Source organism: Stutzerimonas stutzeri (assembly GCF_000219605.1).
Taxonomy (GTDB): domain Bacteria; phylum Pseudomonadota; class Gammaproteobacteria; order Pseudomonadales; family Pseudomonadaceae; genus Stutzerimonas; species Stutzerimonas stutzeri.
Window position 1 is genome coordinate 426,465 of the sequence record NC_015740.1, and the last position, 15,035, is coordinate 441,499.

Genomic DNA, 15,035 nt, shown 5'->3' on the forward strand with positions numbered 1-15,035 from the left:
GCGCGCCATTGCGGCGCGGATCGGTGTGATGCTGCAGCCCTACGGGCTGTCCGGTGACCCAATTTGGTGACGAACGATCGGCTCGTTCATTGGGCGCACCAAACAGGTGCACTCAATGATCATAGAAAGGGCACGAAGGGAATGTCGCGTTTTTCTACCGGTTTGTCCTTCCGCGGGCATTCCGGGCGCACGCCGTAATCGGCTTTCTTGCACGGATTGACCATGCGCCGCTGGGCCAATGAGGTGCGAATCAGATGGAAGGACCGGCTTTCGGACTGTTGCAGGACCCGCTCCTGTGCGTCTACCACCGCGACCGCCAGCTGATGGGTGCCGCGATCGACATTGCTCAGCTGGAAGCTGGTCTGCTCGCCGGGGGCGCCGAATGGCTCGCCGTCGAGCAGCAGCTGGTAGAAATGGCCGGGCTGCAGCGCGGGCTCGGCCTCTACGGTGACGCTGACCGCGCCGGCGTTGTTGCGGATCGCCTCGTCTGCGGCCGGGCTGAGGATCTGCAGCTGATAGCGGATGGCTGCCGCCTGCTGCTTCGGCGGCTGGACCGCACGCGGGGCGGGTGTCGGCTGGCTTGCCATGCTGTTGGAGGGCTTCAGCTGCACCTCTTCCACTGCCTGGCCGCTAGGGCGGTCGGTAAAGACCCGGTTGCCCTCGGCATCCGTGTAGGAATAGATACCGCCCAGCGCAGGCAGGGCGGTGCCGAGCAGCAGGATGGTCGTGACCTTGCGAAGGATGCTCAAGGAGCTGGTCTCGGCTTCGGTGGCGGCGGACGCAGTGCGGGGCTCGAGGTATTGACCCGCTGCACGGTGAACAACACCGGCTCGCTGCGCTGGATGATGCGCTCGCCGCTCAGTACTTCGACGTGCAGGCGATGGTCGCCGCGTTCGACGTTGTTCAGTTGCAGCGAGGTCGCCGGGCTGGGTGCGGCCTGGGGGATGCCGTCGAGCATGAAGCGCAAGGTATGCCCCGGTTGCAGTGGCGGTTCCAGCAGGGCGCTGACGACGAAGGTGCCGTTGTTGGCGCGCAGTGCCTCGGCGTCGGGAATGCCGCTCAGCATCAGCGTCTGGTAGGGCGCCTGCTGGTTCTGCTGACGGTCCGGCAGAGGAGGCGGCGGCTCGGGCGTGCGGATGTTCACGGTGTTGGCCGGCGGCAGGTCCACCGTGTCGGCCTGCACGCCTTCCGGCGGCTGGTTGGTGAACACCGTATTGCCTTGCGCGTCGGTGTACTTGTAGATCTCGGCGAAGGCCGGGACGCTGAGGATGAACAGCAGGCTGAACAGGGCGCTACGCATGGGAGGCTCCGCGGAGTTTGACTGCCGAAGCCTTGCACTGCAGCGGCCTTCAGGCAAGCACGATCGCTGCGATTTGCGAGGCGTGACAAGCTGCACGGATCACGGTCGCCGGGCAGAAACGAAGAAGGCCACCCGAGGGTGGCCTTCCTGTCACGCGAACTGGATCAGACGCTGTAGTACAGGTCGTATTCCAGCGGGTGCACGAAGGTGCGCACCTTGATCTCTTCCTCGGACTTCAGCTCGATGTAGGCATCGATGAACTCGTCGGAGAACACGCCGCCCTTGGTCAGGAACGCGCGGCCCTTGTCCAGCTCTTCCAGGGCTTCCTTCAGGCTGCCGCAGACCTGCGGGATCAGCTTGCCTTCTTCCGGCGGCAGATCGTACAGGTTCTTGTCGGCGGCATCGCCAGGATGGATCTTGTTCTGGATGCCATCCAGGCCAGCCATCAGCAGTGCAGCGAAGCACAGGTACGGGTTGGCAGCCGGGTCCGGGAAGCGCGCTTCGATACGACGGGCTTTCGGGCTGGAAACGTACGGAATACGGATCGAGGCCGAGCGGTTGCGCGCCGAGTAGGCCAGCATGACCGGTGCTTCGAAGCCCGGGACCAGACGCTTGTAGGAGTTGGTCGACGGGTTGGTGAAGCCGTTCAGCGCCTTGCCGTGCTTGATGATGCCGCCGATGAAGTACAGAGCGGTCTCGGACAGGCCGGCATAGCCTTCGCCGGCGAAGGTGTTCTTGCCGTCCTTGGAGATGGACATGTGTACGTGCATACCCGAACCGTTGTCGCCGTACAGCGGCTTCGGCATGAAGGTCGCGGTCTTGCCATAGGCGTCGGCGACGTTGTGCACGCAGTACTTCAGGGTCTGAACTTCGTCAGCCTTGGCCACCAGGGTGTTGAACTTCACGCCGATTTCGTTCTGACCGGCAGTGGCCACTTCGTGGTGGTGCACTTCGACGACCAGGCCCATCTCTTCCATGGCGTTGCACATGGCGGTACGGATTTCGTGGTCGTGGTCGCACGGCGGAACCGGGAAGTAACCGCCCTTGACGGCCGGGCGGTGGCCCTTGTTGCCGCCTTCGACGTCCTGGTCGGTCATCCAGGAGCCCTGCTCGGAGTAGATCTTGAACATCGAGCCGGAGATGTCCGACTTGAACTTGACCTGGTCGAAGATGAAGAACTCCGGCTCCGGGCCAACAAAAACGGTGTCACCGATACCGGTGGTCTTGAGGAACTCCTCGGCGCGCTTGGCGATGGAGCGCGGGTCGCGGTCGTAGCCCTGCATGGTGCTCGGCTCGACGATGTCGCAGACCAGGATCAGGGTCGGCTCTTCGGTGAACGGATCGAGTACCGCGGTCTCGTCGACCGGCATCAGGATCATGTCGGAGGCTTCGATGCCTTTCCAGCCATGGATGGACGAACCGTCGAACATCTTGCCGTGCTCGAAGAAGTCTTCATCCTGGGCATCACGAGCCGGGACGGTGACGTGGTGCTGCTTGCCTTTGGTATCGGTGAAGCGCAGATCAATCCACTTCACATCGTAATCTTTGATCAGTTGAAGCGACTTCGACATGGTGTTCTCCAAGTGGTGGAAGCGTGACAGTGAGCTTCCGAATCAGGGTGAAGCCGGGCGGCGATGTTCCGCCAAGGCGACCTGCCTCACAAGGGAGCAAATTGCATGCCAGTGCTCCGTCTTGGAACTGCAGGCCCGCCACTGCGCTGCCGCGGCGATAGGGCGTGCTAAATCTAGCTTCCTGTACGAAAACGTGCGCGCTAATGGTGCGAGCGGTCGTGGCTGCGCATTGTTTTGGTGCGCTGCGCCCGGCCTCAAAGAAAGCGATTAAATCTTGAGCAGTTTCCGCTATACTCCGCGCCCCTCTTTTCCAGCCACACCGGCACCCGCGCTGTTTCCATGAAGCTGATCGTCAAGGTTTTCCCCGAAATCACCATCAAGAGCCCGCCGGTGCGCAAGGGCTTCATTCGCCAGTTGGCGAAGAACATCCGCACCGTGCTGCGCGAGCTCGACCCCGAGGTGCGGGTCGAAGGCGTGTGGGACAACATCGAGGTGGAAACCGCGCTCAGCGAGCCCAAGCCGCTACGCGAGATGATCGAGCGCCTGCGCTGCACGCCCGGCATCGCCCATTGCCTGGAGGTCCACGAGTACCCGCTGGGCGATCTCGACGACATCGTCGCCAAGTGCAAGGCGCACTACGCCGAGCGCCTGCCGGGCAGGATCTTCGCCGTGCGCTGCAAGCGCGCCGGCAAGCACCCGTTCAGCTCCATGGATGTCGAGCGTCATGTCGGCAGCCAGCTGCGTCAGCAGTGCGGTGCCGCCGGCATCTCGCTGAAGGCACCGGAGATCGAGGTGCGCATGGAAATTCGCGACCAGCGCCTGTTCGTCGTCCATGAGCAGCACGATGGCATCGGCGGCTATCCGCTGGGTGCGCTGGAGCAGACCCTGGTGCTGATGTCCGGTGGTTTCGACTCCACCGTTGCCGCCTACCAGATGATGCGTCGCGGCCTGATGACCCATTTCTGCTTCTTCAACCTCGGCGGCCGCGCCCATGAGCTGGGCGTGATGGAAGTGGCCCACTATCTATGGAAGAAGTACGGCAGCTCGCACCGCGTGCTGTTCATCAGCGTGCCGTTCGAGGAAGTGGTCGGCGAAATCCTGCAGAAGGTCGACAACAGTCAGATGGGCGTGGTCCTGAAGCGCATGATGCTGCGTGCCTCGACCGAGATCGCCGAGCGCCTGCATATCGACGCGCTGGTCACAGGCGAGGCGATTTCCCAGGTGTCCAGCCAGACCCTGCCGAACCTCTCGGTGATCGATTCGGCCACCGACATGCTGGTGCTGCGCCCGCTGATCGCCAGCCACAAGCAGGACATCATCGACACCGCCTTCCAGATCGGCACCGCCGAGTTCGCCAAGAACATGCCCGAGTACTGCGGCGTGATCTCCAAGAACCCCACCACCCGCGCCAAGCGCTATCGCGTCGAGCACGAGGAAAAGCAGTTCGACATGGCCATCCTCGAGCGCGCTCTGGCCAGTGCCCGTCAGGTACCGATCGACCGGGTGATCGACGAGCTGGGCGAAGACATCAAGGTCGAGGAGGTCAGCGAGGCGATGGCCGGTCAGGTCATCCTCGACATTCGTCACCCCGATGCCACCGAGGACGAACCCCTCGAACTGTCCGGCATCGAAGTTCAGACTCTGCCGTTCTACGCGCTGAACAACCGTTTCAAGGAACTGGATGAAAACCGCCAGTACCTGCTGTATTGCGACAAAGGTGTCATGAGCCGCCTGCATGCTCACCATCTGCTGAGCGAGGGGCATGTAAATGTTCGCGTCTATCGTCCGGCCTGACGCATCGGTGAAACAGCCGGGGCTATTGGGTGGCAGCATTCGCCACCGCCCTCCCGACCGCTGCTGATCGCAAGGCCCCAGTCGTAACCAATCGGACAGCCTGACGTCGTCCGGACTATTCCCAGCTTCCAGCCTGAGCTCGAAGCCATCTACAGAGAAACGAATCAGTGATCGAGAATCTTCGCAACATCGCCATCATCGCCCACGTCGACCATGGCAAGACCACCCTCGTCGACAAGCTGCTGCGCCTGTCCGGCACCCTGGACCGCAAAGAAGCGGAAAACGAGCGCGTGATGGACTCCAACGACCAGGAAAAGGAACGCGGCATCACCATCCTGGCCAAGAACACCGCACTGAAGTGGAACGGCTACAACATCAACATCGTCGACACCCCCGGCCACGCCGACTTCGGCGGTGAAGTCGAGCGCGTGATGAGCATGGTGGACTCCGTACTGCTGGTGGTCGACGCCCAGGACGGCCCCATGCCGCAGACCCGCTTCGTGACCCAGAAGGCGTTTAAGGCCGGCCTGCGTCCGATCGTCGTGGTGAACAAGATCGACCGTCCGGGCGCGCGTCCTGACTGGGTCATCGACCAGATCTTCGACCTGTTCGACAACCTCGGCGCCAGCGACGAGCAGCTGGACTTCCCGATCGTCTATGCCAGCGCCCTGAACGGCATCGCCGGCATGGACCACGAGAACATGGACGACAACATGGATGCCCTGTTCCAGGCCATCATCGACCATGTTCCGGCGCCCAAGGTGGACGTCGACGGCCCGTTCCAGATGCAGATCTCCCAGCTGGACTACAACAGCTTCCTCGGTGTGATCGGTATCGGCCGCATCGCTCGCGGCACCATCAAGGCCAACAGCCCGGTGACCGCCATCGGCGCCGACGGCAAGAAGCGTAACGGCCGTATCCTGAAGATCATGGGTCACTCCGGTCTGCAGCGCGTGGAAGTCCAGGAAGCCACCGCCGGCGATATCGTCTGCGTATCCGGCATGGACGAGCTGTACATCTCCGACACCCTCTGCGACCAGAACACCGTCGAGGCGCTGCCGCCGCTGACCGTCGACCAGCCGACCGTGTCCATGACCTTCCAGGTCAACGACTCGCCCTTCGCCGGCAAGGAAGGCAAGTTCGTCACCAGCCGCAACATCAAGGACCGTCTGGACAAGGAACTGCTGCACAACGTGGCGCTGCGTGTCGAGCAGGGCGACAGCCCGGAGAAGTTCAAGGTCTCCGGCCGTGGTGAGCTGCACCTGTCGGTACTGATCGAAACCATGCGCCGCGAAGGCTTCGAGCTGGCCGTCGGCCGCCCGGAAGTGGTGATCATCGAGAACGAGGCCGGCGAAAAGCAGGAGCCCTACGAGAACGTCACCATCGACATCGAGGAGCAACACCAGGGGCCGGTGATGGAGCAGATGGGCCTGCGCAAGGGCGATCTGACCAACATGATCCCCGACGGCAAGGGTCGCATCCGCCTGGAGTACACCATCCCGGCGCGCGGCCTGATCGGTTTCCGCAACAACTTCCTGACCCTGACCTCGGGTACCGGCATCCTGACCTCGACCTTCAGCCACTACGGCCCGATCAAGGCCGGCGAAGTCACCAACCGCCAGAACGGCGTGCTGGTCTCCATGGCCACCGGTACCGCACTGACCTACTCGCTGGAAACCCTGCAGGCTCGCGGCAAGCTGTTCCTCGAGCCCGGCCAGGACATCTACGAAGGCCAGCTGTGCGGCATCAACAGCCGTGACAACGACCTGGTGATCAACCCCACCAAGGGCAAGAAGCTCGACAACATGCGCGCGTCCGGCAAGGACGAGGTCATCGCCCTGGTTCCGCCGATCAAGTTCACCCTCGAGCAGGCGCTGGAATTCATCGCTGATGACGAGCTGGTGGAAGTGACGCCGAAATCGATCCGTCTGCGCAAGAAGATGCTGAACGAGAACGACCGCAAGCGTTACGAGCGCAGCAAGGTGTAATCCCCGTTGCGAAACTGCAAAAAGGCGCCTTCGGGCGCCTTTTTGCGTTTTCACGCACGCCGCACATCGGCCAGCGCAGCGGCGCCGGGATCTGTGAGGACGTTGCATTGAAAGTTGTACAACCCTTTTGCAGCAGTATCGCTTAGCCGGATTCCTATCAGCCGGGCTCATCGCCAGCAGTCAGCGCCCGTCCAGGCGGCAATAAAACGTGTACAAGTAATGTCACAATGACATGATATTGTACAAGTTTTGGCTCGGTGCAAATGTGTCCGGGTCCTCGATGACTGACCGATTGGCTGCCGAGCAGCCTCGCAAAGGGAGTGTTCGATGAACAAGCAGATGTCGGTTTCCATGCGTCTGGGCCTGGGATTTTTCGTGATTCTGGCGTTGATGGTGGCGGTCGCCGTGGTCAGCGCGCTCAAAGTCGACGTCATCGACCGGAGCATGAGTCAGATCAGCTCGCAGGCTGGTCTGAAACAACGCTATGCGATCAACTTCCGTGGCAGCGTGCACGACCGCGCGATTGCCGTGCGCGACGCCGTCAGTGCTGCTGATCCCGCGTTCGCTCGCGGGCAGGTGGCGGAGATCGAGCGCCTGGCGCAGCTGTATGCTGACTCGGCGGCGCCGATGAAGACGATGCTCGCGCAGCCCTCCGCCGATACCGTAGAAAAGCAGCTGATGCAGCAGATCGAGACCATCGAGGCGAAGACCAATGCGCTGACCCAGCAGGTGGTCGAACTGCGCTTCAGCGAGGATTCGGCGCGTGCCCACGAATTCCTATTGGACAATGTCGCCGGGGCCTATACCGAATGGCTGCGATTGATCAATGCATTCATCGATCACCAGGAAGCGAGCATCAATCAGGACGTGGCCGTGGTCCGGGAAACCGCCAGCGGCTTCCTCGCGCTCATCGTCGCGGTGACTGGCGTGGCGGTTCTGCTCGGGGTGGCCATTGCCGTCGTAATCATCCGCAAGCTGCGCTCGACCCTTGGCGCCGAGCCCGACGAGGTGGCCCGCGTGATCGGCAACCTGGCCAATGGCGATCTCGGCCAGGTAATCGTCACCCCGTACCCGGACAGCGTCATGGGGGCGACCGCCAAGATGGCCAGCCGCCTCACCGCAATCATTGCCGAGGTGCGCGCTGCCGCCGACGGCGTCGGTGTCGCTTCGGGCGAGCTGCGTACCTCGTCTGCGAACAGCAATCAGCAGATCCAGCATCAGTCGGCCGAGGCCGAGCAAGTGGCCACGGCGATCAATCAGATGGCCACGACGGTGAACGAGGTGGCGAGCTTCGCCGCCCGCGCCGCCGCAGCGGCGAAGAGCGCCGACGAGCAGGTCGAGACCGGTACGCGAATCGTCGGCGAAACAGCCGTCTCCATCCATAACCTGGCCAAAGTGCTGGAAAGCGCGACCGAAACCGTCAACCAGGTCTCGGCGCAAAGCGGCGATATCGAAAAGATCCTGCAGGTCATCACCGCGATCGCCGAGCAGACCAACCTGCTCGCGCTCAATGCGGCGATCGAGGCGGCGCGTGCCGGCGAGCATGGTCGCGGCTTCGCAGTGGTGGCCGACGAGGTGCGCTCGCTGGCCAACCGCACGCAGCTGTCGTCCAGCGAAATCAGCGAGATGATCGCCTCGCTGCAGGCTGGCGCCGGCAGAGCGGTGGAGGTGATGCAGTCGAGCAAGCAACTGGCGCAGCAGACCGTCGAGCAGACGCTGCAGGCGGAGAATGCGCTGGCCAAGATTCGTCAGGAAGTGGGTTCGATCAACGAAATGAACGCGCAGATCGCGACGGCTTCCGAGGAGCAGGGTGCAGTGGCGGAAGAGGTCAATCAGAGTGTCACGCGCATCCACGACTCCACCGTCGCCAGTTCCGCCGCCTCGAACCAGGTGGCGTCTTCCAGCCAGGACCTGACCCTGCTCGCCGAGGAGCTGAATCGCAAGGTCAACTACTTCCGCGGTTGATGACCCGTTGGCTGAACAGAAAAGCCCCGACCACAAGGCCGGGGCTTTTCACTTTCCGACGATCTGGAATGCCGGTCAGGTAAAGAACAGCGGCACCACGACGCTGGAAATCAGCAGGATCAATGCACCGCCCAGGCGCGAGGAGATCTGCGCGAAGGGCATCAGCGACATGCGTCGGGCGGCGGAGAGCACCGCGACGTCACCGGTGCCGCCCATGTTGGCCATGCACAGGCCGGCGGTGATGGCCGACTCGATCGGATAGAAGCCCACCAGTTTGCCCACCAGGCCGGCGCCGAACGCCGCACCGGCAACCACGGCGAAAACGATCAGCACATAGGTCAGCGAGATGGCGCCGATCACCTGGCCGAGGTCGGTGAAGGCCACGCCGATGCCGAACAGCAGGGCGAAGGTCCAGTTGCGTGCGACGAAGCGGAACCACTGGGAGGCGGCGTCGTTGATCGACTCGGGCACCAGGTTGCTGATCTTGAGCAGCGCCACCAGCACGATCATCAGTGCATAGGGATGCAACGGCACGAACTTGCCGAGGATCTGCCCGGCGATGAAGAAGCTCAGTGCCGCGACCAGACCGATGCCCAGCGCGGGTAGGGTGATCGGGCCTTCCTTGTCGCTGACATCCACGCCCGGCATCATCTGGCCGTTGCCGGTCAGTGACGGGTAGCGATTGCCCAGGCCGTTGAGCATTCCGGCGATGATGATCGCGAAGACATTGCCCAGGGCCAGGGCCGGCACCAGGATCGAGATGTAGTAGCTGGCCGGCTGTCCGAGCAGCTGCTCGTAGATCTGGCTCATCGGTACCGCACCGGCACCCATGCCGCCGCCCATGATCGGCATGGCGATGACCACCACCGCATCCTGCGGCGAGAAACCGAGCAGCGCGCCCACGGCCATGGCGAACAGCGCCGCGAACAGCACCGAGCAGAGCAGCGGCAGCGCATAGCGCGAGCCGACCTTGACCAGCACCTTGGCATCCATGCCGAGGATGCTGCCGGTGATCAGCGCGGCGATATAGAAGTCGAGAAAGCCGCCGCCCTTCATGAAGCTGGCTACGTCGTCCGCCACCGCCTTGGGCAGCCAGCCGAAATAGACCATGGCCGCGGCACCGAACAGCGCCAGGATCGCGCCGCCGCCCAGGTAGGTCTTGATGATCGGCAAGCGGTCGCCGGCAAAGCCGAGCAATTCGCCTAGCAGCATCATCACCAGCAACGCGCCGATCATCCCGCTGGGCAGGGTATCGGTAGCGATGGCGGCGGCCATGACGAGCAGGGCGATGGCGAACAGTGGCAGCGGCAGGTTGAAGATGCGCTGGGAAAACACGGACAGGGACGGGTTGCAGTCAGGCACGGCAGTGCTCAACGGGGTCCGATTCATTGTTGTACTCCTTCGAACGCGGCAGCCAGGCGGCGCGCGTACGGGTCATGGTTGCGATAGCGCCCGATGCGGGCGGACGTGCACAGCCGGACAACCGTGCGGGGCTACCTTAAGCAGAGATGCTTCGCGGCCAATGTTTGGCGAAGTTAAAAAAGCATTACGAAACTAAAAAAAGCGCCACCGAGCTTGACCCGCCGGCGCCCCGCTGGCTCGATCCAGCGCTCTATCGCGGCCCTTGAGCGGCCGCTCAGCCACTGGAGAACGACCTTGCGCCTGCGCCTGAACACCCTGATCTCGCTGCTGGTCGCCGTCATGCTGGTGCTGGCCCTCGGCCTTGCGCTCTGGCTGTTCAACGTGCAGCTGCAGGACACCCTCGAAGAAGGCCAGGCCGCGCGGGTGACCAACGTCGCACAGAGCGTTGCGGCGCGTGACGACGTGCGCCAGGCACTGGTCGGGATGACCATGGATTTCACAGCCGACAACCCGCTGCAACGCGATATCGACGATCTGCGCCAGCGGCTGGGGGTCGATTTCATCGTGGTAATGGATCGGCATGCCCTGCGCCTCACCCATCCGGAACCGGCACGCATCGGCCAGGCCTTTCGCGGTGATGATGAAGGCCCGGCGCTGGCCGGCGAAACCTACAGTTCGCGCGCCGAAGGCAGCCTGGGTACCAGCATCCGCGGCTTTGCTCCGGTGCTGGACGCACGGGGCGACGTGCTCGGCGCGGTATCGGTCGGCGTGACCCTGGCCTCACTTGGTGAGCTGCTCAGCGAGCATCGGCGCGACGTGGTGGTCGGCGTGCTCGTGCTGATGCTGCTGACCGTGCTCGGCGCGCACCTGCTGGCGCGCTATATCAAGCGCGTGCTGTTGGGGCTGGAGCCCTACGAAATCACCCGCCTGGTGGAAGAGCGCCAGGCGATGCTGGCCTCGGTGCGCGAGGGCGTGCTGGCGGTCGACGATCAGGCGCGCATCACCCTGGTCAACCCGGCCGCGGAGCGCCTGCTGGTCAGCACCGGGCTGGGCAAGCCTCCGCTGGGGCGGCCGATCGCCGAGTATCTGCCTGCCAGCGGTCTGCCAGAAGTGCTGGCCAGCGCGACCGAGCAGCTGGATCGCGAGTTCAGCCTCAACGGCCTGGCCATCCTCGCCAACCGCGCGCCGATTCGTCACCAGGGCCGGGTGATCGGGGCCATCGCCACCTTCCGCGACAAGAGTGAAGTCAACGCGCTGGCCGAACAGCTGACTGGCGTCAGTCGCTATGCCGAAGCGCTGCGCGCGGCGACCCACGAGTTCAAGAACAAGCTGCACGTGCTGCTCGGGCTGGCGCAGATGGGTGATCTGGATGCGCTGCGCGCCTACCTGCGCGACCTCGCCGATCACCAGCTGGCGCCCGCCACGGCGCTGGTGGAGGGTATCGGCGAACCGGTCCTGGCCGGCTTCCTGCTGGGCAAGCAGAGCGAAGCCCGCGAGCGCGGCATCGTTTTCCAGGTGGAGGTCGAACATCCGGTGCCGGCCGCCGCGCCGGAACGGATCCACGGCCTGGTGACCATCCTCGGCAACCTGCTGGAGAACGCCTTCGAGGCCGTCGCCGAGCAGGCCGAGCAGCGTGTCAGCCTGACCCTCGACTACGACGAGGCGCTGCTCTCGCTGCACGTACAGGACAGCGGCGGCGGCATCCAGCCCGAGGTGCGCGAGCAGATCTTCGAGCGCGGCGTATCGACCAAGGGCGAGCGGCGCGGCATCGGTCTGGCCGCGGTGCGCGAACAGGTCGACGCCTGGGGCGGTACCCTGGCGGTGTACTCGGAAGCGGGCCGCGGCAGCCTGTTCGAGGTCGAGCTGCCCTATCGCACCGCCGCCACGGAGGGAACACCATGAAAACCGCCCTGCGCGTGCTGATCGTCGAGGACGACCCGATGGTCATGCGCCTGAACGTGGACTATCTGGCCCGTCTCGACGGCATCGAGCTGGTCGGCCAGTGTGCCAGCGTGCCGGCGGCACTCGAACTGCTGGCGGACGAGACGGTGGACCTGCTGCTGCTCGACGTCTACTTGCGCAACCGCTCCGGCCTCGAGGTGCTGTGCTACCTGCGTGCCGAGGATCGCAACACCGATGCCGTGTTGATCACTGCGGCATCGGAGATCGAGACGGTACGTGCCGCCCAGCGCCTCGGCGCGCGGGATTACCTGGTCAAACCGTTCAGCTTCGAACGCTTCCGCGATGCCGTGGAGAGCTGCCGGCGCGCCCGTGATGCGCTATCGCGGTTGCCGGAACAGCTCGGCCAGGGCGACATCGACCGGCTGTTCGGCCAGCCTGCCGCGGCGGACGTGCGTCGTCCCGGTGACCTGCCCAAGGGGCTGACCCCGGCATCGCTGGCCCAAGTGGCGCAGGCGATCCTGGCGCTGGAGGAAGACAGTTTCACCAGCGAAAACCTGCTGACCGCCACCGGGATGTCCCGCGTCTCGGTGCGCAAGTACCTCAAGCACCTGACGGACGCGCAGCTGCTGGAGGAATCCTTCCACTACGGGCAGATCGGCCGGCCGTCGTTCCGCTATCGCTGCCTCGACCGTGTTGCGCTGCAGCGGCTGGCACAGGGCTGACGGTGGCCCGCCAGCCGGCTAGCCCGTTGAAGGCGCCTGACCCGCGGCATGGCCAGCCGGGGCGACGGTGGCTTTACTGGCGCACCCAGGTCTGGCTGCGACCCAGCGCCTCGATGCCGATGTAGCCGCGTACCTCCAGCTTGTTGCCGCCATCCAGCAGCCTGGCCTTGGAGCGGTAGGTCTTGCCCTTGGCCGGGTCGAGGATGGTGCCGTTGCTCCAGACCTGCTCGCCGTCCGGCTTGAGGTCCCAGAGAATGGTCATGCCGGTGATGGGCTGGTCCTTGCGCTCGCCTTCGCACTCGGTGCACAGCGGGTTCGGGCCATGGTCCGACTGCAGGATTTCCACCACCTTGCCGGTCAGGCTGCCATCGGCCGCCTGCTGGATCTCGACGATGGACTTGGGCTTGCCGGTTTCGTCGTCGATGGTCTGCCAGCGCCCGGCGGGCGAGTCGGCGGCTGAGGCCAGCGAAGAGAATGCGAGCGGCAGGGCCAGCAGCAGGGCGTTGAACAGTGGGCGCATGGTTTCTCCAGTGATCGAATAGGTGGCACCGACTCTATCACCGGCGATACAGCCCGGTTGCGGCTTGCCGGCTGACCGGTTGGTTCTCGTCACATACGCCCTTTTAGTCGTCCTGTTTCGGCTGGGTTCGGCATGGCTGAGGGCAAATCGGCGGTGAAGGCGATGTCGCGCCTGCGCGCGTGGCTGACTCGCGGGGCCACTAAGCTGGCCTGCAGCGCGAGTCTGCATGCCATTCCGTACCGCTAGACTGTTCCGTCGCCAGAACAACAAGAAGAGAGACCCTCGTGAACGTCGCCCTTACGCTGCATCCGCTTCATCTCAACGAAAAGACCCCTATCGAGGGGCAGCCCCGTATTGGTCTGCCTGCCGGTTTTCGGCCGGTTACTGCCTTCACCTGGAAGGGCACGGCCGCAGGCGCGGGCGTGCCGGGGAGCGCTGGCAGTAGTGACGCGAGCTACCGCGTATGAGCACCGAAGGCATGGCACTGGACACGTGGCGCGCGAACGCTCGCGAATTCTCGTTCGGCGGCAAGCGCATTCGCTACTGGACGGCCGGCGAAGGTGAGCCGCTGCTGTTGATCCATGGCTTTCCCACCGCCAGCTGGGACTGGCACAAGGTCTGGCAGCCGCTGGCGGCGCGTTACCGGCTGATTGCCTGCGACATGCTCGGCTTCGGCTATTCGGCCAAGCCGCGCGGGCACACCTACAGCCTGATCGAACAGGCTGACCTGCAGCAGGCACTGCTGGCGGAGCTGGGTATCGGCGGTGCGATCCATGTGCTGGCGCATGACTATGGCGACAGCGTCGCCCAGGAGCTGCTGACGCGGCACTGTGAAGGGCGCATCGCACTGGCCAGCTGCGTGTTCCTCAATGGCGGGCTGTTCCCTGAAACCCATCATCTGGTGCGGGTGCAGAAACTGCTGCTCGGCCCGTTCGGCTTTCTGCTCGGCCGGCTGTTCTCGCGGCGTACGCTAGGGGCGACCTTCGGCCGGGTGTTCGGTGCGCAGACGCAGCCGAGCGATGCCGAACTGGACGATTACTGGCGACTGATCGCCGAAGGCAACGGACCTGCGGTGATGCACCGGCTGATCCGCTACATGCCGGAGCGGGTCGCACAACGCGAGCGATGGGTGGCGGCCATGCAGCGCGGCGATGTGCCGATGCGGGTGATCGACGGCGCGGCCGATCCGATCTCCGGCGCGCACATGGTGGCCCGCTACCGCGAGCTGATTCCCGCGCCCGACACCGTGCTGCTGGAGGGCATCGGTCACTACCCGCAGGTCGAGGCGCCAGAGCGGGTGCTCGAACACTACTTTGCCTTCAGGCAGGGACTGCACGGGCGGTGACCGCTGCCGCACCTCTGCCCAACGCTTCTCGAAGCACGCCGCTGTTGAAGCGTGGCGTATCAGGTTGTCGTTATCCAAAACCCAAAGAGCCCCGCCGGCATCGGCCGGACGGGGCTCCGATCGTTCGGGCGAGCTGCTCTGGCAGCAGCGCCGGGACGGCTTACTGCATCATCGCAATCACGCGGTTGCGCAGCTCCGGGTCGGTCTGCACGGCTTCGTTGATGGCGTTGTATTCCTCGATGCTGATGTTGTTTTCCTCGATCACACCAAGCATTTTCTCGTTGGCCTGCTGCTGAAGGTCGCGGGCCTTGTTGGCGTCTTCGGTCTGTTGCAGCTTGCCGGTGAACTCCTCGCGGATCTGCATGATCTCGCCGAGCGACTCGGCGAAGCTTTCCAGTTTCTTTTCACTGAACTGCTGCGTTTGCGCGCCAGCGGCGGGCTGGGCAGCGGGTGCCGGGTTGGCTGATTGGGCCGATGCGAGGGGGGCGGCCAGGCCGAGGAACAGCGAAAAGATACCGGCGAAGGCGAGACGAGCGTTGTGCTGGGTCATGTTCATTCCTGCTTCG

The 15,035-nt window shown here is 64.1% G+C and carries 12 protein-coding genes; 6 read left to right on the top strand and 6 right to left on the bottom strand.

Translation table 11 applies throughout. The annotated features are described in order from the left end of the window. Nucleotides 1–119: 119 nt before the first annotated feature. The 3 genes from PSTAB_RS01905 to glnA all read right to left on the bottom strand — a co-directional run bounded on the left by PSTAB_RS01905 (nt 120) and on the right by glnA (nt 2,871). Nucleotides 120–749 carry a DUF4124 domain-containing protein gene (locus PSTAB_RS01905; protein WP_013981497.1) on the bottom strand — a complete coding sequence of 210 codons (630 nt, stop codon included), beginning with the start codon at nt 747–749 and terminating at the stop codon, nt 120–122. Further along, nucleotides 746–1,300, bottom strand: coding sequence for a DUF4124 domain-containing protein (locus tag PSTAB_RS01910; protein ID WP_011911590.1), 555 nt, complete (start codon nt 1,298–1,300; stop codon nt 746–748). Before PSTAB_RS01910 ends, PSTAB_RS01905 begins: the two co-directional genes overlap by 4 nt. 164 nt (nt 1,301–1,464) lie before the next feature. Further along, on the bottom strand, nt 1,465–2,871 hold the full coding sequence (glnA, locus tag PSTAB_RS01915) for a glutamate--ammonia ligase (protein WP_011911591.1): 1,407 nt from the start codon (nt 2,869–2,871) through the stop codon (nt 1,465–1,467). A 339-nt stretch (nt 2,872–3,210) separates the two neighbouring features. Between glnA and thiI the strand changes: the two genes are divergently transcribed. The 3 genes from thiI to PSTAB_RS01930 all read left to right on the top strand — a co-directional run bounded on the left by thiI (nt 3,211) and on the right by PSTAB_RS01930 (nt 8,618). After that, complete coding sequence (thiI, locus tag PSTAB_RS01920) at nt 3,211–4,665, top strand: tRNA uracil 4-sulfurtransferase ThiI (protein ID WP_013981498.1); 1,455 nt, start codon at nt 3,211–3,213, stop codon at nt 4,663–4,665. 167 nt (nt 4,666–4,832) lie between these two features. Next, nucleotides 4,833–6,653: a translational GTPase TypA gene (gene typA / locus PSTAB_RS01925; RefSeq protein WP_011911593.1), complete on the top strand. Its 1,821-nt coding sequence runs from the start codon at nt 4,833–4,835 to the stop codon at nt 6,651–6,653. A 327-nt stretch (nt 6,654–6,980) separates the two neighbouring features. After that, nucleotides 6,981–8,618: a methyl-accepting chemotaxis protein gene (locus PSTAB_RS01930; RefSeq protein ID WP_013981499.1), complete on the top strand. Its 1,638-nt coding sequence runs from the start codon at nt 6,981–6,983 to the stop codon at nt 8,616–8,618. Nucleotides 8,619–8,693: 75 nt separating this feature from the next. Here the strand turns inward: PSTAB_RS01930 and PSTAB_RS01935 are convergent, their stop codons facing one another. Further along, the gene (locus PSTAB_RS01935; protein ID WP_013981500.1) at nt 8,694–10,007 is read right to left on the bottom strand and encodes a 2-hydroxycarboxylate transporter family protein; all 1,314 of its coding nucleotides are present in this window, start codon (nt 10,005–10,007) and stop codon (nt 8,694–8,696) included. A gap of 267 nt (nt 10,008–10,274) precedes the next feature. Here PSTAB_RS01935 and dcuS point away from each other — a divergent pair, with 267 nt between their 5' ends. After that, nucleotides 10,275–11,882 (top strand): DcuS/MalK family sensor histidine kinase, encoded by a 1,608-nt coding sequence (gene dcuS, locus PSTAB_RS01940; protein ID WP_013981501.1) that lies wholly within the window; start codon nt 10,275–10,277, stop codon nt 11,880–11,882. Further along, nucleotides 11,879–12,604, top strand: coding sequence for a response regulator (locus PSTAB_RS01945; protein ID WP_013981502.1), 726 nt, complete (start codon nt 11,879–11,881; stop codon nt 12,602–12,604). The genes dcuS and PSTAB_RS01945 overlap by 4 nt, the downstream gene beginning before the upstream one ends. Before the next feature lie 73 nt (nt 12,605–12,677). Here the strand turns inward: PSTAB_RS01945 and PSTAB_RS01950 are convergent, their stop codons facing one another. Further along, complete coding sequence (locus PSTAB_RS01950; protein WP_013981503.1) at nt 12,678–13,124, bottom strand: DUF2147 domain-containing protein; 447 nt, start codon at nt 13,122–13,124, stop codon at nt 12,678–12,680. A 463-nt stretch (nt 13,125–13,587) separates the two neighbouring features. Here PSTAB_RS01950 and PSTAB_RS01955 point away from each other — a divergent pair, with 463 nt between their 5' ends. After that, nucleotides 13,588–14,469, top strand: coding sequence for an alpha/beta fold hydrolase (locus PSTAB_RS01955; protein ID WP_013981504.1), 882 nt, complete (start codon nt 13,588–13,590; stop codon nt 14,467–14,469). Between the two features lie 160 nt (nt 14,470–14,629). On the opposite strand, the gene PSTAB_RS01960 is transcribed toward PSTAB_RS01955, so the two are convergent. Next, nucleotides 14,630–15,019 (bottom strand): DUF4168 domain-containing protein, encoded by a 390-nt coding sequence (locus tag PSTAB_RS01960; RefSeq protein WP_013981505.1) that lies wholly within the window; start codon nt 15,017–15,019, stop codon nt 14,630–14,632. Nucleotides 15,020–15,035: the final 16 nt, after the last annotated feature.